Raw genomic sequence first — 24,784 nt, 5'->3', positions numbered from 1 at the left:
TCTTACGATGGCGGCGGCCGGTCTCCCCTTCTCCATTCGTCGAACGAACGGAAGCGCCTTCACGCGGCGCTTTAAGCGGGGCGTTTTTGTCGAGTCGAAAGAATCGCTTGGCTGCAGAACCTCACACTTCGATTCCGCTTCCCGATGCAGTGCTTTAAGTCCTTCACTTTCTGATTCAGATGGAAACGACGGGCTTTCGGCGTCGCCCCTTCCTCCGTCATGCCGGACCTGATCCGGCATCCAGCCGCGCGATGTCCATCGCGCAAAAGGCTCGGTCATCGCCGCGCAAACGTCCTTCGTTCAGTATCCCACGGCCTCGCGCTTTTCCTCCTCCGAGAGGAAGTCCGCCGCCCCCACCCGCGCCCATAGCGCATCGCGTTCGGCGGAAAGTCCCGCCACCTGATCGAGATCGGGAACGAGATTCAACGGTCTCAGGTAAAGGCCTGAAAGGAATGCCGAAAACCGTGCGGCGGTGCGCGTGACCAGCGGCAGAACGGTCAGCCGGTAGAAGGCGCGGTTGGCCTCCTGATAATTGGCATAGGTGTTGTCGCCGGGAATGCCGAGCAGCATGGGCGGCACGCCGAAGGCGAGCGCGATGTCGCGTGCCGCTCCGTTCCTCGCCTCTACGAAGTCCATGTCCTTCGGCGAAAGCCCCATCGACTTCCAGTCGAGCCCGCCCTCCAGCAGCAGCGGACGGCCGGCTCGCATCGGCCCGGAATAACCCTCGTCCAGCTCCTGCTTCAGCCGCTCATACTGGTCGGCGGAAAGGTTGCCGCCCTCCTTCGGCTGGTAAACCAGAGCGCCGGAAGGACGGGCGGAATTGTCGAGCAGCGCCTTGTTCCAGCGGCCCGACGCATTGTGCAGGTCGAGCGCGACCTGGGCTGCGGCCAGCGGCGGAAAACCCGTCTGGTCGTCCAATGGATGGAAGAGCTTCAGATGCAGCAGCCCCTCCCCATCCCGTCCCACTGCGATCCGGCGCCGTCCGGTATCCGCGCGGTAGTCATAGGCCTCCGGCCAGCCGTCGGCTCCCGTCACCACGCTTACCCGATCCGGGCGAAGCAGGTGCAGTTCGGCCGGCCGTCCGCCGAGCGCCAGCGGCTCGACATAGGCATTGCCGGAGAGCAGCAGGTGGCCATAGAGCGCTTCCAGGAAGTCCGGCCCGCCCATGCGCGGGTTCGGCCTTGCGATCAGCGCCAGCACCGGATGATCGGTCAGCTCTCGGCCGTCCTCATAGGCAAGCCACGGGATTGCCGCGGCCGCCTCCGCCACCAGCCGCACCGTGCGGTGGGCGACGGGGTTTCTCATGAAGCCCTCGCGGGCAAGCGCCCCATAGGAGCGGCCCGTCCAGTGCGCGGGCGCTTCCGACGCAATCAGCGACAGCCCGCCCGCCCCGACAGCCCCCTTGGTATCGCTCACCGTATTTGCGGACACGGGTGAACTTTCCGCCGGGCCACGCCACGGCAGACGAAACGACAGTTTCATCGGCAGCTTCCTTCGGTCGTTATGTATGGAAAAGCCCTTGCCTGAAACAGGCAGGGCCTTGGCCCGCTCTTCAGACCGGCCGCGTCACCGCATGGGCGACATCGTAATCGGCGGCGATCCTCAGTTCGCGGAGCGGCTTCACGCGCGCAATCGACTCCTGGTAGAGCGGGTGCGCCCGGTAGGCGGCAAGCGCCGCCTCGTCGTCGAACTCGCCATAGACGATGAGATCGACGCTGGTGTCGTAGAGATCGCTCTTGACGCTCGTGCCGATTTCCAGATGCCGCGCATGGGGTATTTCGGTCAGGATCGAAAGCCCCGACCGCACGCGCTCCAGATTGGCCTTGTCCGGCACGGAAAAGAACACGATATGGCGGATCAAGGGCATCGGCTCCGAAGGCAGGTCTCACGGGGGCCGACGTATCGGTCCGGCCCGTGCCGCGATAGCATGACCGCGCGCGGGGCTCAATCGCTCGCTTGCCGTTCAGCGGTCCGTGCCGGCGCTGCAGGTGCCGATCATGCGCCCAACATCCCCCTCGGCCCCGAAGACGCCCGTCTTCAGCGAGGCGGCGCCCGAGACCTCGAACGGAACCTCGCCCTCACCGAAAATTCGGAAGATCACATAGCGCTCGTCGTCGCGCACGCCCGTCGCCGTCTTCACCTCGCCGATCCGGCCCTCGTCGCAGCGCTCGCCACGGCAATAGTTCACCTTGCCGTCCTTCGTGCTGAAGGAGAAATCGGCGAAACCGCCACCCTCCTCGCAGGCCGGATGGCAGTAATAGATCACCTCGGCGCTGCAGCCGAGTTCGATCACCTCGTCGGCCGCCGCCGTTCCGGTCGCGGAAAACAGCAGGCCGGCCAAGAGCAGGTCAGGTCGTATAGCTGATCGCGCCATAGAAGGCCCTCCCGTAGTCGGCGATCTGCAGGGCCCGGTCGAGCCGGTTGATGATCTTGCGGGCATTCACCCAGTCCTCGCGGTTCGGATTGAAGACCTGGTCGAGCCGCACCCCGGTGAAAGTGCCCCTTTCCATGCCGATGAACATGATCCTGATCGCCACATCCATGCGCATGGCTTGCGCCGGATCGGCCACGAGATCGACACCCACCAGCGAGCTCATCTTGGCGTAGTTCGTCTTGTGGGTGAGCTGCACCAGCCCGCGCCCGAGCCAGGACTTGCCCTGCGCGTCGCGCCGCCAATAGGGATTGCTGACCCAGGGAAGCTGTCCGCGCGCCAACGCCCGGTCGAGAATGGCGATCGCCCTGTCGTCGGTCGGCGCCAATGTCTCGCGCACCGGCTGCATGGTGCGCGCCGTCTCGTGAAAGGCGGTGGCCAGCATGTAGGCGAGCCACCGGTCGTCATTGCCGGGGCTCGTCGCCTCCCAGTGGTCGAGGATCGCCTCCATGCCCTGCGCCTGCGGCGGCTGGATGCGCCCGTTGAACAATGCCATGCGCACCCGGTCGTAGAAGAAACCCCGGTTGATCCTGCTCATCGCTTTCCCCTCTTCCCTGACGTGACACCCTCCCGGCCCGGCCGATGGCAGCCTGCCGGGGAGCATCCGTCGTGTTTTCCCTGCGATTCAATGCAACTAAAAATATAATTACAATTCAATAATCTTTATAGTTGCACATCTGGATAGACGTCTCCGGCCCGAAAACCGTCTGCGGCGTGGAACGCGAAAATTTCCTGAGGAATTCAAACGTTTAAAATAATTTCAATCGTTTGAGGAGCTTAACCCTCATATTTACAAAGATTTAACTCTGTGGAACCTTCCGGCTTATTCCGCGTTTAGGCACCTGCAGACAGCATTTCTGGCCTAACCTTGAGCCGTGAGGAGTAGATCGATGCAGACCAACAGCACGACCCAGACGAAGACCAATGCCGCCACCATTCCCGCCCATGTCATGGAGCGTCTCGAAAGCGAATGGCGCCAGATGCGCCAGGGCAGCAACCAGCCGTCCGCGTCTTCTTCCAAGTAATCCCGGTTCTCATTCCGGTTCCAGGCAATCCCGGCGTCGAACGACCCGAAGCAAAACGGCCGGCCCTCCATCGAGGGACCGGCCGTTTCCTTTGGCAGTGCCGGCCGCAGGACGGCCGGCATCGCATTCACTCCCTGAGATCGCGGTTGAACTCCAGCACCTTGAAGCCTTCGATGCCGCGTCGCAGCCAATCCGGCTGGACCGCTGCCGGGGCCTCGGCCGAGGGCGCAGCCCGCAATTTGGTGAACTGCGGTTGCGGTTTTTTCGGCGGTGGCGCCGCCGGCTTTGGCGGCAAGCGGGTGAAGACCATGGTGAGCGTACCGATATTCGTGCGCGAGGCGGAAACCAGCGGTCCCGGCCCGGTGAAATGGGTCAATACCCAGGTCGGCCCAGCGTCCGAAATACGGGCGGTGAAGGCGAATTCCGTCTTGCCGGAAAACACGGCCTTCTCCGCCCCCTGAATGCCGGTCACCTCAATCGCACCTCCCATCTCCTTGACGAATGTCTCGGCGCGAAGGTTCTCGGCAATCAGTTCGCGCGTACCGAGCGTGCCGACGACAGGGCTCGCATCCGGGACATGGATGCTGCAGGCCTTCTCCGACTTGTCGGACAGATAAATCACGAAATTCTGGTTATAGGTTCGCGAACCCTTCCGGCTCACGCCGAACGGCAGGGCGAAGGACAGGCTTTCCCCCGGTGTCGAGAGCGTGTCGCTGAAGGTTGCCGAAGGGTTCAGGCCGCCTTCATAGTTCATCTTGAGTTCGAAGGCGGCGGAGACCACCCAGTCGTCACGTTTCAGATAGCCGAATTCCTCGCGGCTCCTGTAGAGTTCGCAACTCAGCTTGGCGAGAAAATCGGCCATGGAGATCGGCGTCACATTGCCACCACCTCCGGATGTCGCGCAGCCTGCGAGCTCCGCGCAAAGCGCGGCCACCATCAGTTTCTTCATGGACCCCTCCCCCGAAACCTCCACTCAGGATTGTACGTTCCGCGAAACTTGTCAATCGTGCCGGACCCGGCCCCGTGCCGGGTTCGGGGAAGCGGCGATAGGCATCAGACGCCGCGGATTCGCGGTTCGCCCGCGCCTTCGAGGAGAAGTGCCGTCAGCGCCCAGACCAACGCATCCAGCCGGTCGGGCGAGCGTCCCGACGAGAGCCCCTCCGGGCCGAAGTCGCACATCTGGTCTTCCAGCTCCTGAAACCGGGCCGCGTGCAGGACCCGGCCCTGTTCGTAGAGTGCCGCCACCGGCTCGGCCCTCAGGAACTTGCCGCGCGTCGCCCGGACCATGCTGACGGGCAGGTTCGCCTCCACGCTTTTCAGCATGGCCGCCACCATTTCCCCGCCCTGGTTGACTTCCGCCACCACCCGGTCGGCCTCGAAGCGGCGATAGGCGGAGGCGACGGCCCTTGCCCATATTGCCGGGCTCCGGCCCTCGACTGACACGTCCGCCAGCACCACCGCCTGCCCGTTTTCCATCAGGCCGGCCACGACGATACCGCAGCAGGAGCGCTCGCCGCTGCCCGCCGGCGGGTCGACCGCGACGACGATGCGCCTCAGCGGTTCGGTCAGCCTTATGATGATGCCTTCGAGACGGTCGCGCTTCCACAGCGCATCCTCGCGATCCTCGATCAGTTCGCCGCCCAGTTCCTGCCGTCCGAGCCGCGTGCCGCCGTAGCGGCGCTCCAGCGCGGCGATGAAGCCGGGAGCGAGATTGCCGGCATTGGCCGCGGTCGAAAGCCTTGTCAGCCGGGTTCCGGGCTCGGCGATCAGCCGCCTCAGAAGCGGCACGGCCCGCGGCGTGGTGGTCACCACCTGCCGGGGCGCGGTCCCTAGACGCAGCGCGAATTGCAGCATGTCGAAGGTCTCCTGCGCATGCTTCCATTTCGCCAGTTCGTCGCACCAGGCGAAGTGGAATTGCGGGCCGCGCAGGCTTTCGGGATCTTCCGAGGAGAAGATCTGCGCCACCGCGCCGTTCGGCCAGACGAGCCTCCTGCGCGTAATCTCCACCTCCGGCCGCATGCGGGTTGCAATACGCACCAGCCCCGAGGGGCCATCGATCATCACCTCGCGGGCATCGCCCAGCGTTTCCGCCACCAGCGCGATCCTCAAATCCGTCTTCGGCCCGGCGGCCCGGACGATGGCCTGAACCCATTCCGCGCCCGCCCTTGTCTTGCCGGAGCCGCGCCCGCCCATCATCAGCCATGTGAGCCAGTCGCCCGGCGGCGGCAATTGCTCGGCCCGCGCCAGAAAACGCCAGTCGCGCCGCATCGCGGCAATCGCACCCGAAGGCGCCGAGCGCAGCAGGGCATCGAGACCCGCCACCGCGCCGGTGGCATGCCTTCCTTTTTCCCGCGTGTTATCCGCCCGCGCATTCCCCGCGCGTTCGCCTTCGGCCGAACGCCTCTCGGCCTGCCCATTCGCAGCCCATCCATTCCCGACGTCACCGCCTCCGGTGTGAGCCACCTCACCCCGCCCTCCATCGGACCGCCCAATGGAACCGCGTCCGCCTTCGGGGCCTTCATCCACAGCGCAGCCAGCCTCACCCCCAAAGCCTGCCGCACCCCGTCCACTACCGGGCGTGGCGGCCGCCGCCGCGCTGCCGGCCGGCTGCATCGTGCCCTGCCCGCCCGCCGAAACCTCTTTCGGATGCGCATGCGTCGCCCCGGCCGCGATGGCTTGCGCCTGCGCTTTCGCCGATCCGGGACCATGTCCGTCCGGCGGGCTCGTCGACACGCTGGAGCCGGCGGCGGCAACGCCCTCCAACGCGGCGGTCAACCGACGCATGCCCGTCACCCTGTCCGCGATCGTGCCGATACCCTTGACCATGTCGTCCGTGGCCGCAGCCACCGCTCTCGCCGACGCGGCGATCCGATGGCGTTCCTTTGCTTTCTTCTTCCGGCTTGTCGCCCGGTTATCCGGGAGGCCCGCATCCGGCCCCAAGCCCGGCATACCCAGGCCCTGCACAGCCGATCCCCTCGCCATCAGCATCTCCAGAGCCGTCGCCGCGCGCGGCCAGCATGGCAGCGGCGCGCTCCAGTGCCCGCTCTTCGATGAGGTCGGCGAGTTCCTGTCGTATCCGGTCATGATCCTCGCTCTCGGCTCGCTGTTCCTCGGCCTCCGCCCGGTCGCGGGCAAACTGCCTTTGCAGGGCATCGACCTTTTCCAGCGTGCGGACAATCAATGAGATCGCATCGGTCGCCGCCTTGGCGTCGGCGCGGGCAAGCTTTGCCGCCGCATCGTCGGCCGCTCCCCCATCCGCCTCGATCCGCGAAAGCATCGCTTCCGCCGAAGCCCTCAGGCTGCGAAACAGTTCGAACTGCCGCGCCATCTCGCCCATCAACTCATTGAGCAGCAGCTCATAGCGGTCGGCGGCGGAAAGCCCCTCGGCCGACTTCAATTCCAGCACCACGCGCTCGGCCGCGCGCCCGATTTGCTCGAAGCTCCAGCCCTCGCCTTCGCCCTCACGCTCGAAAGCAAAAGGCTTGCGGCCCGACAGCATGAGATCGATTTCCCGCTCCTTGCGCATCGCCGCCTCCCGCTCACCGCCGGCTTCGCAAGGCAACCACCGGCCAATAAAAAAGGCCCGGTCGCCCGAGCCCTGCTGAAATCCCTTTGCCGAAGACCGCGCCCCGAAACACTCCGCTCCGGCCGCAACTCTCCGACGATGCCTGAACCCTATCAAACCACCGTCACGCCGTCAAGGATTATTTTCCTATTTTCGGATTTTCCCCTTCCGGTCGCTCCACACAGCTATTTGATACCGGCTGGCCACCGAGGGATGGGGTGAAACCCGTCCCCTCACTACCGCTCCATCAACGTATCCACATTGCGAACCTTGATGCCGGGCGTGATCTTGCTGCAGGCCGGCAGCGTCTCGCCTTCCAGCACCGCCGCCATCGCGTGGTGGTTCTGCGGATCGCAAGAGAGTTCGACAACGCCGTCGGGCAGGCATTGCACGACCTGTTTGCGTCCACCCGAGAGGTTACGCGTGATGAATTCCGGCCGGTTTTGCCAGTCCGGCGTAGTGGCGGTAAAAATCGCGTCGCAATCCTTCATCGAACCGATCTCCTTTTCGTAGAAGTTCGGCTAGGCCGCATTCGCTGCGAAAGGCATGCCGGCGAAAAAAAGCAGGATCGGGACAATGCGGCGCATGGCGGGGGCTCCTCGGAAAACAGAGGCTCAAGCTAGCGCCCAGGCCTCCGCCGGAGAAACGCCAATACTGGGCGGATCGCGCCTTCCCCCTACTCAGCCGCCCCGCCATACTGTTCCCAAGCGGTCATCGCATGGCCGGCATACATCAGCGACGGGCCGCCGCCCATGTAGACGGCCATGCCCAGCGTTTCCTCGAATTCCGCCTTGCTGCAGCCGAGCTTGACCAGCGCCTCGGTGTGGAAGCCGATGCAGCCGTCGCAGCGGGTAGAGATCGCAATGGCAAGCGCCACCAGTTCCTTGGTCTTCTTGTCCAGCGCGCCTGCCTTGGTGGCGGCCTGCGCCAGGGCGGAGAAGCCGGCCATCACATCCGGAACGTCCTTGCGCAAGATCTTGAGACCATTGGAGATTTCCTTCGTGATGTCGAGATAGTCCTTGCTCACCGGTCACCCTTTCAATCAAAACATATATAAATTCATATACATGAAGATTTCAGATTGCCGCAAGCATGAAAACGACGGAAAGACATGGTGCGGCAAACTGGACTAGCGGGCGCACAGCGCTCCGTCTTTTTCGTTCTCAATCCATTGAAGAACAAACCCAACCCACAAAAAGAAAACGGCCGGGATCGCTCCCGGCCGTTTTCGGACCCCTTACCCTGGAGCGCCGTGCGTCCATCAGGACGCACAAAGGACGCTCCGAATTATTGAATCTGCGCATCGAGCTCTCCGAAAATCGATACCGATCTTCGGAAAGCTCGATGCGCCAGGGCCCGCGCCGTCAGGCGCTTTTCCGGACCGGCGTATAGCCGGCCTCGCGTATCGCTTCCTCGGCCTTGGCAGCGTCGCCGGCCACCGAGACCTCGTGGGATTTCAGGTCGATCGTCACCGCAGCGCCCGGCAGGGCCTCGCCCAGCGCCCTGGTCACGGCCTTTTCGCAATGGCCGCAGGTCATGTCTTCCACCGCAAATCGCACTATCTCGTTCATCGTCTCTTCCTTCCGTTTCCGACCTATCGGACCGGTCCTTCTTGCACCTTCCTACAATTGGAAGGTCAAGAGGCAAAAACCAGGATCAGTTCCGGTGGGCCCGCGTCCTCTTGCCGCTGCCGGCGAGATCCGCGAGAATCGGGCAGCTCGGCCGGTGGTCGCCGTGGCAGCTTTCCGCAAGCTCGCTCAGCGTCGCCACCATGGCCTTCATCGAGGCGATCTTTTCCTCGAGTTCGGCAATGTGGTCGAGCGCGAGTTTCTTCACCTCGCCGCTCGCCCTTTCCTTGTCGGCCCAGAGCGCCAGCAGCTTTTCCGTCTCCTCCAGCGAGAAGCCGAGATCGCGGGAGCGCCGCACGAAGCGCAGCCGGTTCACCTCGTCCTCGCCATAGATGCGGTAATTGCTGGCGGTGCGTGTGGCGGGGCGAACCAGGCCGATTTCCTCGTAATAGCGGATCATCTTGGCCGAAACGCCGGAGGCGAGAGAGGCTTCACCGATGTTCATGCGTCACTCCTTTCCCTTCCGTTCTCCAACCCGATGGCCTTCCTTCGAAACCGCTTGCATCATGCCGCCCCCGCCGTGCCGATATCCGCCACGGTGGCCCGCTTCAGCCTCAAGGCATTGGTCAGGACGAAGACGCTCGAAAGCCCCATGGCCGCGGCGCCCACCATCGGCGAGAGCATGATCCCGAAATGCGGGTAGAGGATGCCCGCGGCAACCGGGATCAGCAATATGTTGTAGCCGAAGGCCCAAAAAAGATTCTGGCCGATATTGCGGATGACCCTGCGGCTGATTTCCACGGCATGCACCGCGCCCGAGAGGTCGCCGCCAACCAGCACCACGTCGGCGCTTTCGATGGCGACATCCGTTCCGGTTCCAATCGCAATGCCGGTATCGGCGCTGGCCAGTGCGGGCGCATCGTTGATGCCGTCGCCGATGAAGGCCACCTTGCGGCCCTTGTCGCGCAGCGCCTCGATCGCCTTCACCTTCCCCTCGGGCAGCACTTCCGCCACCACCTCGTCGATGCCGGTCGCGCGCCCGATCGCTTCCGCCGTCCGGCGGTTGTCGCCCGTCACCATGACCACCGACAATCCCAGCGATTTCAGCGCCTTCACCGCCGGAATGCTGGTCGGCTTCAACGGATCGGCAACGGCAATCGCAGCGGCAAGCCGGCCGTCAAGCGCGACATAAAGCGGCGTCTTGCCCTCTGCTGCCAGCCGTGCCGCCGTCTCGCCGAAGATCGATACGTCGAGGCCAAGCTTTGCCATATAACGGTCGGCGCCGGCCGCCACCGTGACGCCGGAAACCCTGCCGGCGATACCGTAGCCCGCCACCGCCTCGACGGCGTCGGCCGCTTCGACCGCAAGCCCGCGCGCCGTTGCAGCCTTGACGATCGCCTCGGCCACCGGATGCTCGGAGCGCGCCTCGAGGCTTGCGGCAAGCGTCAGCACCCGATCCTCCCCGAAGCCTTCGGCCACGGCGATATCGGTCAGTTCCGGCCGGCCCTTGGTGATCGTGCCGGTCTTGTCCATGACAACCGTGTCGACATCCTTGAGCGTCTGCAGCGCCTCGCCCTTGCGGAAGAGAACGCCGAGTTCGGCGGCGCGCCCCGTGCCGACCATGATCGAGGTCGGCGTGGCGAGCCCCATGGCGCAGGGGCAGGCGATGATGAGAACGGCGACGGCCGCAACTAGGCCGTAGGTATAGGCAGGCTCCGGCCCGATAACGAGCCAGACGAGGAAGGTCAGCACGGCAATGCCGATCACCGCCGGAACGAACCAGGCCGTCACCTTGTCGACCGCCATCTGGATCGGCAGTTTCGCCCCTTGCGCCTCGCCCACCATGCGGATGATCTGCGAGAGCATCATGTCGGAGCCGACCCGTTCGGCGCGGAAACGGAAGGACCCCTTGCCGTTGATCGTGCCGCCGATCACGGTTGCGCCGGCGGTTTTCTCGACCGGCACCGGCTCGCCGGAGATCATTGCCTCGTCCACATGGGAGGCTCCGTCGATCACGCTGCCGTCGACCGGAATGCGCTCGCCCGGACGCACCACCACGACATCGCCGGCCACCACGTCGGACGCGGCGATATCCAGCGTTTCGCCGTCGCGCTCGACGCGGGCGGTCTTGGCCTGCAGGCCGGCAAGCTTTTTGATCGCGGCCCCGGTGCGGCCCTTGGCGCGCGCTTCCAGCAACCGCCCGAGCAGGATCAGCGTCACGATCACGGTCGCCGCCTCGTAATAGACGTGCCGTGCCTCATAGGGCAGCGCGTCAGGCGCGAAGGTGGTCGCCAGCGAATAGAGATAGGCGGCACCGGTGCCGATCGCGACCAGCGAATTCATGTCCGGCCCGCCGCGCAAAAGCGCCGGAACGCCCTTGACGAAGAAACGGCGGCCGGGGCCGAAAAGCACCAGCGTCGCGAGCGTAAACTGGATGTAATTCAGGAGGTTGCCGGGGAAGATGTCCATCAGCCTGTGATGCAGCGGCGGATAGATGTGGCTGCCCATCTCCATCACGAAAAGCGGCAGCGACAGCACCAGCGCGATCCAGAAGTCGCGGGTCAGGCGGGAAATCTCCCGCTCCTTTGCTTCCTCGTGGGTATCCGTCTCGCCGGCTTCGGCCTGCAGCTTCGCCTTATAGCCGGCCCTCTCGACCGCCTTTGTGAGAGCGGGAACGGCACTTCTGCCGCCAAGCACTGTCACCACCGCCTTGCCGGTTGCAAGGTTGACGGAGGCGCTCTCGACGGACGGCACGCTCTTCAGGGCCTTTTCCACCCTTGAGACGCAGGAGGCGCAGGTCATGTCCTCGATATCGAGCGTCACCGTCTCGGCCTTCGCCTCATAGCCCGCATCCTGCACCGCCTTGACCAGAGCTTCCGCCGAAAAACCGGGCCCCGGCGTCACACTCAGCGTCTCGGTGGCAAAGTTCACCGCGCTTGCCGCAACGCCCGGCACCTTGGCGGCCGCCTTCTCGACCCGCTTGACGCAGGAGGCACAGGTCATGCCCTCGACCGGCAGGATGATCGGCTGGGCGGCCGGCGCATTGTTTCTCGGCATCTCGTTCATCATCGTCACCCCCGGTCTCGCAGCCTCGCCCGAAACAGGCGCTTCGACCGGCCGCGAAACCTGAAAACCGTTGCGATATCCCCCACCCCATATGGGAAGCGAGGGAGGACCGCACCATAGATGCACCTTCCCATCATGGGAGGGTCAAGGAGCGAATGGAAGATTTTTTGTCGCATGCATGACGGGGGAGAGAATACCCGCCCTCACCACCTCAGCACCTTCCGGCCGAGCCCGTAGCCTGCGGCCGTCACCAAGGCGATGGCGAGCGTATACCAGGTGGCGATGAAAAGTGGGCTGTCATCCGGGCAATGCCAGGCATAGATGGCGGCCCCCACGGCGCCCGCCGCAAGCCCGGCGGCGGCGCCCGCAAGGCCCGGATTTCCCGGAGCCCCCTGGCGCAGCGCGATCATAAGGCCGGCAAGCGGCGCCAATGACAGCACCGGAATGAAGAAAACGCAGAAGGCCGCGTGCAGGCCGAGAAGGCGCGTCGTCCATTCCCCTCTCGGCAGGACGAAAAGCTCGGCAAGGATCGCCACGAGCAGCAGGGCGGCCGGCACAAGGAGCAAGAGAGCCTGGGAACGGACGGCGAGGCCGGGCTGGCCGATCCGGGCGACGACCACGCAGGCGAGAACGGCAAGCAGCAGCGTCGCACCGATCTTGAAGGCGACACGCGCCGTCTCGATCGCCGTTGCGAGATCGACGCGCAGCCCGACCGTCGAAAGCAAAAGCCCCGCCGAAGCCAGTATGCCGAAGACGAGCGCCGGGACCAGCATCCGGCCGAGGCGCATGCGCACCGGCGCGTCTTCCGCAAGCAGCCTGATCAGTTCGTCCGTCTTCATGCTTCACTCCGGTAAAGGGCGGACAGCGTCTTCAATGCCCGGTGCAGCGCCACCCGGACCGCACCTTCGCTCATCTTCAGCCGCTCGGCGGTTTCCTTCACGCCGGCGCCCTCCAGCGAAATCGAACGCACGATGTCCCGTTGCGGCTCCTTCAGCCGCGTGAGAACGGTCTCGGCGTCCAGCCTGTCGGCGACATCCGCGCCCTCTTCCGCTTCCAGCGTCGCCATCACGTCCTCGAGCGGCACGTCGATGCGGCGCCCGCGCCGCCTCAGGCTGTCGATCAGCTTGTTGCGCACGATCGTCGAAAGCCATGGACCGATGGGCCGGCCCGGGTCCCAGCTGCCGCGCTTCAGATGCACGGCGATCAGGACCTCCTGAACGATATCCTCGGCCTCGCCGGCAGGCGCGCCAAACTGCTCGCAGCGCCTTCTGGCCATGGCGCGCAGATGCGGCGTCACCGCGCGCAGGAAACGGTCATAGGCCGCCGCGTCGCCATCCAGCGCTCCGCGCATCCATTCGGCCCACTGCGCTTCCCGTTCCAACTGCTTCACTATACCCTCTACGTCGGCCTACACGTTTTTGTTACCGCAGCGATCGAGACGAATTTTTCGGCTCGTCAACACATTGATTTTCAGCATTTATTTCGCAAGACAACGCTTCACTGCGCCATTACGACGGCCAAAGAAAGCGAAAACCCCGCGTAATGTTTTCCCCGGCGGCTGCGTAGCTCCCGATGTCCAAGCCAATCAGGGCTTGCCACATGAGGAGAACTAACGATGAAAAACGGCTTTGTCACTCTGGCGCTTGCCGGCTCGCTTGCTTCCGCACTCGCCTCCCTCGCCGCGCCGGCCCTCGCAGAGGATGCCGCCAAGGAAAAATGCTACGGCGTCGCGATGAAGGGACAGAACGATTGCGCCGCCGGCAAGCACGACTGCGCCGGCAAGGCGACGATGGACTACGACAAGCAGTCCTTCAAGCTCGTTCCCGCCGGCACATGCACGACGATGATGGTGCCGGGCGGCGGCCACGGCTCGCTCACGCCGGCCTGATTTCCACCCTCTGCCTTCATCATCGAAAAAGGACATCACCATGAACAGACGCTGCACCGCGCTGGCCACGTCGCTTGCCACCGCCCTCGTGCTCGCCGGCAACCTTGGCGCTTCCGCGCAGGAGGCACAGAAGGAGAAGTGCTACGGCGTGGCCCTCAAGGGGCAGAACGACTGCGCCGCCGGCCCCGGCACCACCTGCGCCGGCACCTCGAAGATCGACTATCAGAAGAATGCCTGGAAGCTGGTGCCGGCCGGCACCTGCACAACCATCAAGACGCCCGATGGCAACGGCTCGCTGATGCAGGGCCCGGCACCGGTCTGACACAGGAAAACCAACGCGGCGCGGGCAAAACCGCGCCGCGGCACCGACGGAAACCCGGAGAACCTGCGATGAAATCTTCCCTGCTGCCCGCCTCAGCCGGCGTCGGCTTCAAGCCCGAGCATTTCGCGGAGATCGATGCGGCACGCCAGCCCGTCGGCTTCTTCGAGGTGCATGCGGAAAACTACATGGGCGCGGGCGGCCCGCCACATGCCAGGCTGGCCCGCATCAGGGCCGACTACGCGCTTTCCATCCACGGTGTCGGTCTGTCGATCGGCGCAATGCAGCCATTGGACAGCGAGCACATCGCCCGGCTGAAAACCCTCTGCGACCGCTACGAACCGGACAGCTTTTCCGAACATCTCGCCTGGTCGAGCCATGGCGAGGTCTTCCTGAACGACCTCTTGCCGCTTCCCTATACCGACGAGACGCTGCGCCAGGTCGTCGAACACATCGACATGGTGCAGGAGCGTCTCGGCCGGCAGATGCTCCTGGAAAATCCGGCGACCTATCTGCTCTTCGAGGAAAGCACGCTTGCCGAAACCGAATTCCTGTCGGAGATCGCCCGGCGCACGGGCTGCGGCCTGCTGCTCGACGTGAACAACGTCTTCGTCGCCTCGACCAATCACAATCTCGACCCTTGCGCCTATCTCGCCGGCTTCCCGCTAGCGCATGTGCGGGAAATCCATCTGAGCGGCCATTCCGAGACTCTGGACGATGCCGGCGCACCGCTGCTCGTCGATTCGCACGACACACCGGTCAAGGACCCGGTCTGGGCGCTCTACGAAACCGTCCTGTCGCGCACCGGCCCGGTCGCCACCCTGATTGAGTGGGATAACGACGTGCCGGAATGGCCGATATTGCTTGCCGAGGCGCAGGCCGCCGAAGCCGTGCTCGGCCGTGCGCGCCGCGGCCATGCCGCGTGAGGCCGCCATGACCGCAACGACACAGGCGCGCTTCGCCGAAGCCCTTGCCGACTGGACAAGTCCCGTTCCCGCCGGGCTGCGCGCATGGACCGGCGCGCGGCCGGAACGGCGCTTTTCCATCTATCGCAACAATGTGCGCGCCGGGCTCACTGCGGCGCTTGCGTCGCGTTTTCCAGCGAGCGAGGCAATCGTCGGACCCGATTTCTTCGCCGCCATGGCCGCGGCATATATCGCCGCGCATCCGCCTCGCTCTCCGCTGCTCATGCACTATGGCGATGGCTTCGCCGATTTCGTCTCGACCTTCGCGCCGGCGGCGGGCCTGCCCTACCTGCCCGACGTCATCCGGCTGGAGATCGCCCGCGGGCACGCCTATCATGCAGCCGATGCCGTGCCGCTGGCGGCGGAAACGCTGGCGCAGGTGCCTGCCGAACGGCTGGCGGATCTCACCTTCACGCCGCATCCGTCCCTCGCCGTCCTGCGCTTCGCCCATCCCGCCGTCACCATCTGGGCGATGAATGCCGGCGAGGCGGAGCTTGCGCCGGTCGACGACTGGGCGGGCGAGGACGCCCTCATCGCGCGTCCGGCGATGACCGTCGAAGTTCATCGTCTGCCGCCCGGCGCCGCCGCCTTCTTCGACGCGCTCGTCCGGGGCCTTTCGCTGGCGGAAGCCGCCGACCTCGCCGTCCGGGAGACGGACGCCTTCAACCTTGCGGCCGCTCTCGCCACACTCCTGGCCAGCGGCGCATTCATCGACATCACGATCAGGGAGGAAAACCCATGCCACATCCGATGACCATGGCCCCGGCGCAGGGCCAGCCGCTCCTGCACAGAGCGCTCTCCGGCATAGCAATGCTCGAACGCATTCCGAACGGCTTCATCGCCCTGGTCGCACGGCTTTCGATTGCCGGCGTCTTCTGGCAGTCGGGCCAGACAAAGCTCGACGGCTGGCGCGTCTCGGAAAATGCGATCTATCTGTTCGAGAACGAATACAGGCTGCCGCTGCTCAGCCCATGGCTTGCCGCCCACATGGCCGCGTTTGCCGAACATCTCTTTCCGGTCCTGCTGGTCTTGGGACTTGCCAGCCGTCTCTCCGCCCTGGCGCTGCTCGGCATGACGCTGGTGATCGAAATCTTCGTCTATCCGGACGCCTGGCCGACCCACGGCACCTGGGCCGCCTGCCTGCTCGTGGTCATCGCCCGCGGGCCGGGCCTCTTTTCCCTCGACCACCTGATCGCACAGCGCCTCGAGCGAAACGGCGCATCCACCGGCCGCACCGCCTGAAATCCGCTGCGATATCCCCGCCCGATCAAGGAAGCACCCGAGGACCACATCAGGGATGCCCCTCCCGACACGGGAGGGGATCGGCGATTGGACGTTGTTTGTCGCTTGTGCTTTTGGCGGAAGGAGGCCCCTTCGCGCCCGAAGCCTTACAAACCTGATATCGGCAGTTGACTTCATGGCCGTTACAAAGTTACATGCCGGTCGTTGAAGGTTCCCCCAACGGCATACGCTTTCAGGGGATTAAAAGGGAACACGGTGCGACGTACCCATCAGGGCGCAAATCCGTGGCTGCCCCCGCAACTGTGAACGGCGAGTTCCTTCGCAACATGCGCCACTGGCCCGAAAGGCTGGGAAGGTGCGAAGGCGCTTTGACCCGTGAGTCAGGAGACCTGCCGTCGACGATCAACGAAACCTGGCCGGGGTGTGCCTGGGGGAATGACGATGGCGATTGTAGATTTCTCTTCCGATCTTTGCCCGACTGATTCTCGCTTGAGCCCCCGTGCGTTCGCGGAGGCTTGCGATGGAGCTTTCACCCTATCTTCACGGAGCTAGTCCCGCCGCGCTCCTCGTGGAGGATCTCGCGTGGGGGCCCTCGCGGCGTGCGCCGATCGTCCGGGATATCGGCTTTTCCGTTTCCGCCGGCGAAATGCTCGCCATCGTCGGCCCGAATGGCGCGGGCAAGTCCAGCCTGCTGCGCTGCCTCTACCGCTTTCATCGGCCGCTTGCGGGGCGTATCTCGCTGGACGGCGCGGATATCTGGCGGATGCCGCTTCGCAATGTCGCCCGGCGCGTGGCGACGGTCCTGCAGGAGCCGGCCGGCGATTTCGGGCTGACGGTCGCCGAGGTGGTCGAACTCGGCCTTGCGCCCCATGCCGGAAAAGCTGACCGCAGGGAGACCCGTCTCGCCATCGGCGCGGCGCTCGACCTCCTGAACCTTGCCGATCTGGCGCACCGGTCCTTCACCTCGCTGTCCGGCGGGGAAAAGCAGCGCGTGCTGATCGCCAAGGCGCTGGTGCAGAAGCCGGACCTTTTGATCCTCGACGAGCCGACCAATCATCTCGACATTCGCCACCAGCTCGAGGTGCTCGCCCTGCTGTCGGCGCTTCCGACGACCGTCATCGTATCGCTGCATGACCTCGCCCTCGCCTCGGCCCATGCCGACCGGGTTCTGGTGCTGCGCGACGGACGACAGGTCGACTGCGGTCCCGCCGCCGGCGTCCTGACGCCCGATGCCATTCGCGAAACCTTTTCCGTGGAAACCGTGATCGACCGCAATCCGGCGACCGGCCGTCCCCGCTTTTCCTTTCATCTCGAAACGCATGTTCAGGGGAGTATCTGATGCGCCTAGCCCTTCTTCTTGCCGCCACCTTCAGCCTTGCCGCCTCCATGGCGGCAGCATCCGGCTTTCCCGTCACGGTCAAAAGCTGCAATCGCGACGTCACCTTCGAGGCGGCGCCGAAGCGCGCGGTCTCGCAGGACATCAACCTGACGGAGATGATGCTGGCGCTCGGCCTCACCGGCAACATGGCGGGCTATTCCGGCATTTCCGGATGGTACAAGATGGACGCCGCGCTGAAGGAGCGCCTCGGCAGCCTGCCGGAACTGGCGCCGCAGCGGCCGACCAAGGAAGTGCTGCTCGCAGCCGACGCCGACTTCCTCTTCGCCGGCTGGAACTACGGCCTCAAGGTCGGGGGAGAGCTCACCCCGGACACGCTCTTACCCCTCGGCATCAAGGTCTATGAACTGACCGAAAGCTGCATCCACATCATGAAGAAGGACAAGTCGTCCATGGACGACATGTACAACGACATCCTCAACATCGGGCGCATCTTCGGCGTCGAGGAAAAGGCGGCCGCGCTGGTCGACGGCTACAAGCGGGAGATTGCGGCGGCGACGGCGACCGTCGCCGGCGCGGGCGAGGCGCCGAAGGTGTTCGTCTACGATTCCGGCGAGGAAAAGCCGTTCACCGCCGGCCGCTTCGCCATGCCGACGGCGCTCATCGAGGCGGCCGGCGGCAGGAACATCATGGAGGATGTCGAAACGAGCTGGACGGAGGTCGGCTGGGAGCCGGTCATCGAGCGCAATCCCGATATCGTGCTGATTGTCGATTACGGCGCGGTCAGCGCAGCGGAGAAGATCGATTTCATGCGCCGGAACCCAGCCTTCAAGGATATTCCGGCGGTGAAGAACAACCGTTTCGTGATCCTGCCCTATGCCCAGGCCACGCCCGGCCCGCGCAATATCGAGGCGGTGAAGGCGCTTGCCACCGCCTTCCATCCGAAGAGCAACTGATGAGTCATCGGAATTTCGTCCGCGGTCCGCGCCACGCACTGATCCACGCCATGCCGCTGCTGATCGCCGGCCTGGCGCTCGCCCTTGGCGGCACCATGCTGTTCGGCGTCAGCGTCGGCTCCACGGGCATTCCGCTCGATGTCGTCTGGAAGGTCGTCGCCAGCCATCTCGGGATCGAGGGAATAGAGGCAAGCTGGTCGGCGGGCCGCGACAACATCGTCTGGGAAGTCAGGGCGCCGCGGGTCATCCTCGGCGCGACGATCGGCGCGAGCCTGGCGCTCGTCGGCGCCGCGCTGCAATCGGTGACGCGCAATACGCTCGCCGATCCGCATCTGCTCGGCATATCCTCAGGGGCGGCCCTCGGCGCCATCGTCGCCATGCTGCATACCGGCATGATCCTCGGGGCGGTGACGGTGCCGCTCTTCGCTTTCGCGGGGGCTCTCGGCAGCACGGCGCTGGTGATCGCCACGGCGCGCTTCACGCATTCCGCCGATGCGGGCCGGCTGATCCTTTCCGGCGTGGCGATCTCCTTCGTGATCTCCTCGCTCGGAAGCCTCGCGATCCTGCTCGGCGATCCCCGCGCCACCCATACCGTGGTCTTCTGGATGCTGGGCGGGCTGGGCCTTGCCCAGTGGTCGCACCTGCCCTACCCGCTGGCGGCCCTTTTCGGATGCGGCCTCTACATCTTCCTCAACGCCCGCAACTTCAACGCCATGACGCTCGGCGACGAGAGTGCGACGACGCTCGGCCTCAACGCCGGCCGCTTCCGGCTGGCGACCTTCGTCGTTTGCGCCCTTTTGACCGGCGCCGCCGTCGCGTTTTCCGGCATCATCTCCTTCGTCGGGCTGATGGTGCCGCATATCGTGCGCGGGGTCGTGGGCGGCGATTACCGGCGGGTGCTGCCTTTGTCGGCGCTCGCCGGGGCGATCCTGCTGGTGGTCGCCGACATCGCCGCGCGCATCATCATTCCGCCCCAGGACATGCCGATCGGCATCATCACCGGCCTTGCCGGCGGCATCTTCTTCATCGGCCTGATGCGCGGCAACCGGTCTGCCGGATAGCGCATCACCCGGCGGCAGCGGCGTTCAGCGGCCGCCCTCTCCCACCCTCAGCGGCCAGTCGACCACGTAGTCCTCGAAGTCCTCGACATCGACGTCCTCTTCGGACACCGTGCGGCCGCGGGCGGAGATGCCCGCCGCATGCACCGTCTCGCGGTCGCCGGAAACGAGATAATGCCACCAGTAGAGATCCTCGCCGTCGCCGATCAGCCGGTAGGCGCAGGTCGGCGGCAGCCAGCCGATCTCGTCCACGCCCTTGACGGTGAGCTGGATGCAGTCCGGCACGGTCGCCTTGCGGTTTTCATAATCCTTGCAACGACAGCTTTCCCCGTCGAGCAGGCGACAGGCAACGGAGGTGAACACCACCTCGCCGGTGTCCCAGTCTTCCAGCTTGTTGAGGCAACAGAGGCCGCAGCCGTCGCACAGCGCTTCCCATTCGGAAAGCGTCATTTCGGCAAGGGTCTTGGTCTTCCAGTAGGGTAGTTCGGTCATTGCCCGTCACCGGGGCGGACTGCGCCCCGCTTTTTTCTTGTTCTTTGCGTACAAATCGACAATCTATCAGCATTCACCGATTTGCCGGCCGGTTCGTCATGCTCTTGGCCCCTGCCGGCGGTCGCGTCAAGGGTCGAACGATCCAGGGGCCGGCTGCGTTTTGCGGGCACCCCCGTATCGGACGGTCCGGATCGACAGTCGCGGACGCCTGTCCGCAGCATTCCTGGGAAGCAATTGCGTGGCCGACAACCTGCCGCCGGAACCGGAAAAGAAGCCGCGCCTCAAGCGCCATATCTTCCTGCGCATCGATAGCTGGATCGATTCCACGCTGTGGAACGCCGGCTTCAAATTCACCGAAGCCTGGGAGGAGATCACCATCTTCTTCCGCCGCTTCCGGGTGCGCGGCCTCAAAAGGCTGTTCTTCGAGGTGCTCGGCGAAGGCATGACGCTCGGCACCGCCGGCTTCGTCGTGCTTCTGGCGCTCGCCCAGCCGGCCTTCGAGGAGACCAAGAAGGACTGGCGCAACCACGACAACTTCGCCGTCACCTTCCTCGACCGCTACGGCAACCAGATCGGCCATCGCGGCATCATCCACGAGAATTCGGTGCCGATCGACGAGTTGCCGGACCATCTCATCAAGGCCGTTCTCGCCACCGAGGACCGCCGCTTCTTCGATCACTTCGGCATCGACTTCCTCGGCCTGATCCGCGCCATGAGCGAAAACGCCAAGGCCGGTTCCGTCGTGCAGGGCGGCTCGACGCTGACCCAGCAGCTCGCCAAGAACCTGTTCCTCACCAATGAACGCTCGATCGAGCGCAAGATCAAGGAAGCCTTCCTGTCGCTGTGGCTCGAGGCCAATCTCAGCAAGAAGGAAATCCTCTCGCTCTATCTCGACCGCGCCTATATGGGCGGCGGCACCTTCGGGGCGGCGGCAGCCTCGCAATTCTATTTCGGCAAGCCGATCACCGAGGTGACGCTCGCCGAAAGCGCCATGCTCGCCGGCCTGTTCAAGGCGCCGGCGAAATACGCGCCGCATGTCAACCTGCCGGCGGCCCGCGCCCGCGCCAACGAGGTGCTGTCCAACATGGTGCAGGGCGGCATCATGACCGAGGGACAGGTGATCGCCGCCCGGCGCAACCCGGCGACCGTGGTCGACCGCGGCCAGGCCGAGGCGCCGGATTTCTTCCTCGACTGGGCCTTCGACGAGGTGCAAAGGATCGCGGCGAAATTCCCCGATCATTCGCTTGTCGTGCGCACCACCGTCGATACCGGCCTGCAGAAGGCCGCGGAGGAGGCCGTCGCCTCCAGCCTGCGCGAATATGGCGAGGCCTATCACGTCAAGCAGGGCGCGCTGGTGCTGATCGAGAACGGCGGCGCCGTGCGCGCCATGGTGGGCGGACGCGACTACGGCGAAAGCCAGTTCAACCGCGCCACGCGGGCGCTGCGCCAGCCGGGCTCCTCCTTCAAGATCTACACCTATTCGCTGGCCATGGAGAGCGGGCTCACCCCGGAGACGCCGATCACCGACGGCCCGATTTCCTGGGGCAACTGGAGCCCAAAGAACTACGGCAACAGCTATGCCGGCCGCATCAACATCGAGACGGCGCTGGTCAAGTCGATCAACACCATCCCGGTGCGTCTCGCCAAGGACAGGCTCGGCCCCAACGCCATTAACGATATCATGGCGGAGGCGAAGAAATTCGGCGTGGAAACACCCATCCGAAAAGACGTGACGATCCCGATCGGCACCTCGGAAGTGACCGTGCTCGACCAGGCGACCGCCTATGCGGTGTTTCCGACCGGCGGCTACCAGTCGCGCCGCCACGGCATCCAGCAGATCATGAACTATAATGGCGACGTGCTCTACGATTTCGACCGCGACGAACCGCAGCCTCAGCGCGTCCTCTCCGAGCAGGCAGCCCATTCCATGTTGCAGATGCTGACCAAGGTTCCCTATATCGGCACGGCGCGGCGCGCCGCCGTCGACGGGGTTCTGACGGGCGGCAAGACCGGCACCACGCAGGCCTATCGCGACGCATGGTTCTGCGGCTTCACGGGCAACTACGCCGCCGCCGTCTGGTTCGGCAATGACGACTATACCTCGACCAACAACATGACCGGCGGCTCGGTGCCGGCCATGACCTTCAAGAAGCTGATGGACTATGCCCATCAGGGCATCGATCTCAGGCCCATTCCCGGCTTCGAGAACCCGGGCAAGGAGGTGACCGGCGAGAAGGTGGCAAAGGCCGCGCCGAAGGACGGCGAGGAGGCCCTGCCCGCCCCGGTCCGGCCGCGTTCGCTGTCGGCCGGCTCGACCCGGCTGATTCGCGATATCGCCCGCATGCTGAAGGAAGCAAAGCCGCCGGCCCGGCCGATACAGAAGCTTGCAAGCGCCGAACTGCGTGGCTCGGAATGAGACGGCCGGACCGGCAAAAACCCCTTAGTATCCGGGGCTGAAACGCCGCTTGCCCCGACGGTTACCCGCCGTTAACCACGGAGCGTCAAGCCCGCCCGTTTCAGGCGCGTTTTTCGTTGCTTTAAAGGCTGATTAAGTCGAACGACCTATTTGTTGCGCCGGTCCCGAGCGGGGCTTCCCTTTTCTTTCGCGCCTTGGACGATGTTTGATGGACAACTGGCTTGGTCTGGACCCACGCCCGCGCCTGACGGACGAACAACGTTCGGCCTATGAGCGCGACCGCGCGGTGGCCCGCAGCCATTCGCTGAACCAGACCACGTTTACCGTCACGCTGTTCTATCTGATCTATGCCGCCGTCGACGCGATGCTGCTCGGCGACATCGTCTGGCTGTCGCTGTCGCTGCGCTTCGGGCTGATGCTGCCGCTGGCGATGGCGCTCAGCCAATACCAGATGGGCCGGCGGCCGATCGCCCGCAAGGAGGCGGCGACGCTCGCCGTGGTGCTGTCAGGCAATCTCGTCTGGTGCATCGTGCTGACGGCAAGCGAAAGCCCGGCGGCGCTGCATTATTACTATGCCGCGGCGGTGTTCCAGATGGTCATCACCATCGCCGTCAGGGCTCCCCTGAAGATCACGCTCTATGCGACGCTCTGTTGTTTCCTGCTGAACTACGGCTTCATCTGGTTCCTGAAGGGCGTCAGCCTCGATTACGTGCTCTATCACCTCGCCCTCTACATACCGACGGCGGCGCTGACGCTGATCTCCAGCCATCAATTGGAGGCGGAGCGGCAGATCGCCTTCCTGCAGGCGCATGAGAACGAGGCGCTGAAGCGCGAGCTTTCCCGCCAGAACGGCGAGTTGGAGCGTCTGTCGGTCACCGATCCCCTGACCCAGCTTCCCAACCGGCGGGGCGCCGAGGCCGAGTTGGCGCGCCTTCGCCGCTGGTATCGGGCGGAGGACCTTGCGCAATCGGCGCTGCTGCTGATCGACATCGACCATTTCAAGGCCTTCAACGACAATTACGGCCACAGCGCCGGCGACGCCTGCCTGCGCGCCGTCGCCGAAAGCATGCGCCGCGAACTGCCTGACGCAATCCACCTGTCGCGCCATGGCGGGGAGGAATTCCTGGCGCTGATGCCGCTTGCCGATTCCGCCCGCGCCGGCATGTTCGCCGAGCGCATGCGCCGGGCGGTCCGGGCGCTTGCCATCCCGCACGACCACACCGGCGACCGCAACCGCCACGTGACCATCAGCATCGGTATCGGCTGCGGCTCGATCGCCGACGAAGCCAGCTTCTCCGAAACCCTCGACGCCGCCGACCGCGGCCTCTACGCCGTCAAGGCCGACGGCCGCAACGGCTGGCACTTCGGCCCCCCGGCCGAGGGCGAGAGGACGGATGCGGCTTGAGGGGTGGGATACGGTGGAGGTTGTGTCCGCAGGGCTAGGTGTCAGGAATTTGAAAAAGCGCTCCAGCTGGCAACTGCTGGAGCGGTGTTTTGGGTGTCGATTAGGATGCACCTGCGGACAAGCATGCTCTGGCCATTATACTCTCTATGTCGCGGCAGAAGCTGGAGCGAAAAGATCGCAAGTATTGCCGGGATATCGTTTAGCACGCCCAAACTAGTGGCATCCCATGGCGACACCGCCCCCCCGGAAGAGACATGAATATCCCCTCGCAAATTTCTCGTTATATAAATTCGCTTTGCACACTTGTAGTCATGTCAGACGGCAGAACGCAGATTTCCATCGTCATCAAGTTCATAAAAGTCGGGGTTCCGCTCAGCAACTATGGTGAGCAACCCGGTTATGACTTTGTCCAACGGCACCTGCTCGTCTGGTTTTCCAACCTCGTATGCCCTCAAATCGAGCGAGGTAGGCGATGCCTCCAACAAGATGAGATAAAAGCGCTCGAATTGTTCATCGCGGCCGGCAGGATCATTGCGGCCGGTGAATAGCCGCAAACGGGCATTGGCGTTCAAGAACGTAGATTTGCGTCGAGCGGTGTTATCGTTTTCAGCGCCCTTGTCCATGAAGAAGAAACCCGCCAGGACACCATAAGGAAAACGACGGTGAAGCGTGACTGCTTCCATAAGCATATCGCCGCGCCGATTGACCAAGTTCTTTTGGAAATTGCCAGTCTTCTTGTCCCTGAAATTAATGCTTTTCACCGAAATGGCGAGAAGCAAGCCCGCTTCTTCGGTGGCCCATGTGACATCGACCTTCTTTGCTCCAAGGCCACCAGCCATTCGGCGTTCAGCTCCCGAGCTGTCCAAAGCCCCCGGAGGGGCCGGACGAGCTTCTTTCAATCCGCGATGCCGTAATTCAGCCGCCAATGCTTGGGCCACGACTTCAGAGACACGCTCGCTGTACCGTTTCTTGTCGCTTTGGTTCGCATTGTCGTCTGGTTTTGCAGGCAACGACTTTAGTGCCGTTTCAAGAAGGTCATCAATCCTAGGCAC

27 protein-coding genes and 1 riboswitch are annotated in these 24,784 nt (G+C 64.4%); of the genes, 11 read left to right on the top strand and 16 right to left on the bottom strand.

The genetic code is table 11. The features are described from left to right. Positions 1-300: 300 nt before the first annotated feature. The 4 genes from ACLBKR_RS04245 to ACLBKR_RS04230 all read right to left on the bottom strand — a co-directional run bounded on the left by ACLBKR_RS04245 (position 301) and on the right by ACLBKR_RS04230 (position 2,969). Positions 301-1,482, bottom strand: coding sequence for a phage portal protein (locus ACLBKR_RS04245; RefSeq protein WP_113338877.1), 1,182 nt, complete (start codon positions 1,480-1,482; stop codon positions 301-303). A 70-nt stretch (positions 1,483-1,552) separates the two neighbouring features. Further along, entirely contained in the window at positions 1,553-1,861 is a 309-nt protein-coding gene (locus tag ACLBKR_RS04240) for a Dabb family protein (protein WP_113338969.1), read from the bottom strand. Between the two features lie 102 nt (positions 1,862-1,963). Then, positions 1,964-2,374 carry a hypothetical protein gene (locus ACLBKR_RS04235; protein WP_162748265.1) on the bottom strand — a complete coding sequence of 137 codons (411 nt, stop codon included), beginning with the start codon at positions 2,372-2,374 and terminating at the stop codon, positions 1,964-1,966. Beyond that, positions 2,349-2,969 (bottom strand): hypothetical protein, encoded by a 621-nt coding sequence (locus ACLBKR_RS04230; RefSeq protein ID WP_113338879.1) that lies wholly within the window; start codon positions 2,967-2,969, stop codon positions 2,349-2,351. Before ACLBKR_RS04230 ends, ACLBKR_RS04235 begins: the two co-directional genes overlap by 26 nt. Positions 2,970-3,321: 352 nt before the next feature. Between ACLBKR_RS04230 and ACLBKR_RS04225 the strand changes: the two genes are divergently transcribed. After that, positions 3,322-3,456, top strand: a complete 135-nt coding sequence (locus ACLBKR_RS04225) for a hypothetical protein (RefSeq protein ID WP_280520011.1) — start codon at positions 3,322-3,324, stop codon at positions 3,454-3,456. 127 nt (positions 3,457-3,583) lie between these two features. On the opposite strand, the gene ACLBKR_RS04220 is transcribed toward ACLBKR_RS04225, so the two are convergent. From ACLBKR_RS04220 to ACLBKR_RS04175, 10 genes are all read right to left on the bottom strand, one after another. After that, on the bottom strand, positions 3,584-4,405 hold the full coding sequence (locus tag ACLBKR_RS04220) for a hypothetical protein (protein WP_113338880.1): 822 nt from the start codon (positions 4,403-4,405) through the stop codon (positions 3,584-3,586). A gap of 104 nt (positions 4,406-4,509) precedes the next feature. Continuing rightward, on the bottom strand, positions 4,510-5,724 hold the full coding sequence (locus tag ACLBKR_RS04215) for a DNA-packaging protein (RefSeq protein WP_113338970.1): 1,215 nt from the start codon (positions 5,722-5,724) through the stop codon (positions 4,510-4,512). Between the two features lie 643 nt (positions 5,725-6,367). After that, positions 6,368-6,982, bottom strand: coding sequence for a hypothetical protein (locus ACLBKR_RS04210; RefSeq protein ID WP_414900759.1), 615 nt, complete (start codon positions 6,980-6,982; stop codon positions 6,368-6,370). Between the two features lie 275 nt (positions 6,983-7,257). Beyond that, the gene (locus ACLBKR_RS04205; protein ID WP_113488163.1) at positions 7,258-7,512 is read right to left on the bottom strand and encodes a hypothetical protein; all 255 of its coding nucleotides are present in this window, start codon (positions 7,510-7,512) and stop codon (positions 7,258-7,260) included. Between the two features lie 185 nt (positions 7,513-7,697). After that, positions 7,698-8,048: a carboxymuconolactone decarboxylase family protein gene (locus tag ACLBKR_RS04200; protein ID WP_113338883.1), complete on the bottom strand. Its 351-nt coding sequence runs from the start codon at positions 8,046-8,048 to the stop codon at positions 7,698-7,700. Positions 8,049-8,385: 337 nt separating this feature from the next. After that, positions 8,386-8,592, bottom strand: coding sequence for a cation transporter (locus ACLBKR_RS04195; RefSeq protein WP_113338884.1), 207 nt, complete (start codon positions 8,590-8,592; stop codon positions 8,386-8,388). Between the two features lie 85 nt (positions 8,593-8,677). Next, positions 8,678-9,094, bottom strand: coding sequence for a Cu(I)-responsive transcriptional regulator (gene cueR, locus ACLBKR_RS04190; RefSeq protein ID WP_113338885.1), 417 nt, complete (start codon positions 9,092-9,094; stop codon positions 8,678-8,680). Between the two features lie 59 nt (positions 9,095-9,153). Further along, positions 9,154-11,655, bottom strand: a complete 2,502-nt coding sequence (locus ACLBKR_RS04185; protein ID WP_113488168.1) for a heavy metal translocating P-type ATPase — start codon at positions 11,653-11,655, stop codon at positions 9,154-9,156. A 203-nt stretch (positions 11,656-11,858) separates the two neighbouring features. Continuing rightward, entirely contained in the window at positions 11,859-12,494 is a 636-nt protein-coding gene (locus ACLBKR_RS04180) for a DUF1109 domain-containing protein (protein ID WP_113338886.1), read from the bottom strand. Continuing rightward, entirely contained in the window at positions 12,491-13,045 is a 555-nt protein-coding gene (locus tag ACLBKR_RS04175; protein WP_112830030.1) for a sigma-70 family RNA polymerase sigma factor, read from the bottom strand. Before ACLBKR_RS04175 ends, ACLBKR_RS04180 begins: the two co-directional genes overlap by 4 nt. 225 nt (positions 13,046-13,270) lie before the next feature. Here ACLBKR_RS04175 and ACLBKR_RS04170 point away from each other — a divergent pair, with 225 nt between their 5' ends. The 8 genes from ACLBKR_RS04170 (at position 13,271) to ACLBKR_RS04135 (ending at position 19,422) form a co-directional block, all read left to right on the top strand. Further along, positions 13,271-13,543: a DUF2282 domain-containing protein gene (locus tag ACLBKR_RS04170; RefSeq protein WP_112830031.1), complete on the top strand. Its 273-nt coding sequence runs from the start codon at positions 13,271-13,273 to the stop codon at positions 13,541-13,543. Between the two features lie 40 nt (positions 13,544-13,583). Beyond that, complete coding sequence (locus ACLBKR_RS04165) at positions 13,584-13,865, top strand: DUF2282 domain-containing protein (protein WP_112830032.1); 282 nt, start codon at positions 13,584-13,586, stop codon at positions 13,863-13,865. A 68-nt stretch (positions 13,866-13,933) separates the two neighbouring features. Next, positions 13,934-14,788: a DUF692 domain-containing protein gene (locus tag ACLBKR_RS04160; protein ID WP_414900754.1), complete on the top strand. Its 855-nt coding sequence runs from the start codon at positions 13,934-13,936 to the stop codon at positions 14,786-14,788. A gap of 7 nt (positions 14,789-14,795) precedes the next feature. Further along, the gene (locus ACLBKR_RS04155; RefSeq protein WP_113426482.1) at positions 14,796-15,581 is read left to right on the top strand and encodes a DNA-binding domain-containing protein; all 786 of its coding nucleotides are present in this window, start codon (positions 14,796-14,798) and stop codon (positions 15,579-15,581) included. Then, the gene (locus tag ACLBKR_RS04150) at positions 15,566-16,069 is read left to right on the top strand and encodes a DoxX family protein (RefSeq protein ID WP_414900751.1); all 504 of its coding nucleotides are present in this window, start codon (positions 15,566-15,568) and stop codon (positions 16,067-16,069) included. Before ACLBKR_RS04155 ends, ACLBKR_RS04150 begins: the two co-directional genes overlap by 16 nt. 191 nt (positions 16,070-16,260) lie before the next feature. Then, a riboswitch (cobalamin riboswitch) is annotated at positions 16,261-16,481 on the top strand. A 108-nt stretch (positions 16,482-16,589) separates the two neighbouring features. Next, entirely contained in the window at positions 16,590-17,408 is an 819-nt protein-coding gene (locus tag ACLBKR_RS04145) for an ABC transporter ATP-binding protein (protein WP_113338889.1), read from the top strand. Next, complete coding sequence (locus tag ACLBKR_RS04140) at positions 17,408-18,361, top strand: ABC transporter substrate-binding protein (protein ID WP_113437496.1); 954 nt, start codon at positions 17,408-17,410, stop codon at positions 18,359-18,361. The genes ACLBKR_RS04145 and ACLBKR_RS04140 overlap by 1 nt, the downstream gene beginning before the upstream one ends. Beyond that, a complete protein-coding gene (locus ACLBKR_RS04135) occupies positions 18,361-19,422 on the top strand; it encodes a FecCD family ABC transporter permease (RefSeq protein WP_414900748.1) in 1,062 nt (353 codons plus the stop codon). Before ACLBKR_RS04140 ends, ACLBKR_RS04135 begins: the two co-directional genes overlap by 1 nt. 24 nt (positions 19,423-19,446) lie before the next feature. Here the strand turns inward: ACLBKR_RS04135 and ACLBKR_RS04130 are convergent, their stop codons facing one another. Beyond that, complete coding sequence (locus ACLBKR_RS04130; RefSeq protein ID WP_113338891.1) at positions 19,447-19,911, bottom strand: YcgN family cysteine cluster protein; 465 nt, start codon at positions 19,909-19,911, stop codon at positions 19,447-19,449. Between the two features lie 238 nt (positions 19,912-20,149). Here ACLBKR_RS04130 and ACLBKR_RS04125 point away from each other — a divergent pair, with 238 nt between their 5' ends. Next, positions 20,150-22,327, top strand: coding sequence for a PBP1A family penicillin-binding protein (locus ACLBKR_RS04125; RefSeq protein WP_113437495.1), 2,178 nt, complete (start codon positions 20,150-20,152; stop codon positions 22,325-22,327). A 208-nt stretch (positions 22,328-22,535) separates the two neighbouring features. Further along, entirely contained in the window at positions 22,536-23,732 is a 1,197-nt protein-coding gene (locus tag ACLBKR_RS04120) for a diguanylate cyclase domain-containing protein (protein ID WP_414900745.1), read from the top strand. A gap of 314 nt (positions 23,733-24,046) precedes the next feature. On the opposite strand, the gene ACLBKR_RS04115 is transcribed toward ACLBKR_RS04120, so the two are convergent. Beyond that, positions 24,047-24,784, bottom strand: coding sequence for a hypothetical protein (locus tag ACLBKR_RS04115; RefSeq protein ID WP_414900743.1), 738 nt, complete (start codon positions 24,782-24,784; stop codon positions 24,047-24,049).

The sequence above is a fragment of the Paenirhizobium cremeum genome (assembly GCF_047553425.1).
Taxonomy (GTDB): domain Bacteria; phylum Pseudomonadota; class Alphaproteobacteria; order Rhizobiales; family Rhizobiaceae; genus Allorhizobium; species Allorhizobium cremeum.
This window is presented reverse-complemented; position numbering and strand designations above follow the sequence as displayed.

Coding starts and splice junctions, on each gene's coding strand:
- ACLBKR_RS04245 (WP_113338877.1), bottom strand. CDS start 1,482: ATGAAACTGTCGTTTCGTCTGCCGTGGCGTGGCCCGGCGGAAAGTTCA.
- ACLBKR_RS04235 (WP_162748265.1), bottom strand. CDS start 2,374: ATGGCGCGATCAGCTATACGACCTGACCTGCTCTTGGCCGGCCTGCTG.
- ACLBKR_RS04230 (WP_113338879.1), bottom strand. CDS start 2,969: ATGAGCAGGATCAACCGGGGTTTCTTCTACGACCGGGTGCGCATGGCA.
- ACLBKR_RS04225 (WP_280520011.1), top strand. CDS start 3,322: ATGCAGACCAACAGCACGACCCAGACGAAGACCAATGCCGCCACCATT.
- ACLBKR_RS04220 (WP_113338880.1), bottom strand. CDS start 4,405: ATGAAGAAACTGATGGTGGCCGCGCTTTGCGCGGAGCTCGCAGGCTGC.
- ACLBKR_RS04215 (WP_113338970.1), bottom strand. CDS start 5,724: ATGCGGCGCGACTGGCGTTTTCTGGCGCGGGCCGAGCAATTGCCGCCG.
- ACLBKR_RS04210 (WP_414900759.1), bottom strand. CDS start 6,982: ATGCGCAAGGAGCGGGAAATCGATCTCATGCTGTCGGGCCGCAAGCCT.
- ACLBKR_RS04205 (WP_113488163.1), bottom strand. CDS start 7,512: ATGAAGGATTGCGACGCGATTTTTACCGCCACTACGCCGGACTGGCAA.
- ACLBKR_RS04195 (WP_113338884.1), bottom strand. CDS start 8,592: ATGAACGAGATAGTGCGATTTGCGGTGGAAGACATGACCTGCGGCCAT.
- cueR (WP_113338885.1), bottom strand. CDS start 9,094: ATGAACATCGGTGAAGCCTCTCTCGCCTCCGGCGTTTCGGCCAAGATG.
- ACLBKR_RS04185 (WP_113488168.1), bottom strand. CDS start 11,655: ATGAACGAGATGCCGAGAAACAATGCGCCGGCCGCCCAGCCGATCATC.
- ACLBKR_RS04180 (WP_113338886.1), bottom strand. CDS start 12,494: ATGAAGACGGACGAACTGATCAGGCTGCTTGCGGAAGACGCGCCGGTG.
- ACLBKR_RS04170 (WP_112830031.1), top strand. CDS start 13,271: ATGAAAAACGGCTTTGTCACTCTGGCGCTTGCCGGCTCGCTTGCTTCC.
- ACLBKR_RS04165 (WP_112830032.1), top strand. CDS start 13,584: ATGAACAGACGCTGCACCGCGCTGGCCACGTCGCTTGCCACCGCCCTC.
- ACLBKR_RS04160 (WP_414900754.1), top strand. CDS start 13,934: ATGAAATCTTCCCTGCTGCCCGCCTCAGCCGGCGTCGGCTTCAAGCCC.
- ACLBKR_RS04155 (WP_113426482.1), top strand. CDS start 14,796: ATGACCGCAACGACACAGGCGCGCTTCGCCGAAGCCCTTGCCGACTGG.
- ACLBKR_RS04150 (WP_414900751.1), top strand. CDS start 15,566: ATGCCACATCCGATGACCATGGCCCCGGCGCAGGGCCAGCCGCTCCTG.
- ACLBKR_RS04145 (WP_113338889.1), top strand. CDS start 16,590: ATGGAGCTTTCACCCTATCTTCACGGAGCTAGTCCCGCCGCGCTCCTC.
- ACLBKR_RS04140 (WP_113437496.1), top strand. CDS start 17,408: ATGCGCCTAGCCCTTCTTCTTGCCGCCACCTTCAGCCTTGCCGCCTCC.
- ACLBKR_RS04135 (WP_414900748.1), top strand. CDS start 18,361: ATGAGTCATCGGAATTTCGTCCGCGGTCCGCGCCACGCACTGATCCAC.
- ACLBKR_RS04130 (WP_113338891.1), bottom strand. CDS start 19,911: ATGACCGAACTACCCTACTGGAAGACCAAGACCCTTGCCGAAATGACG.
- ACLBKR_RS04120 (WP_414900745.1), top strand. CDS start 22,536: ATGGACAACTGGCTTGGTCTGGACCCACGCCCGCGCCTGACGGACGAA.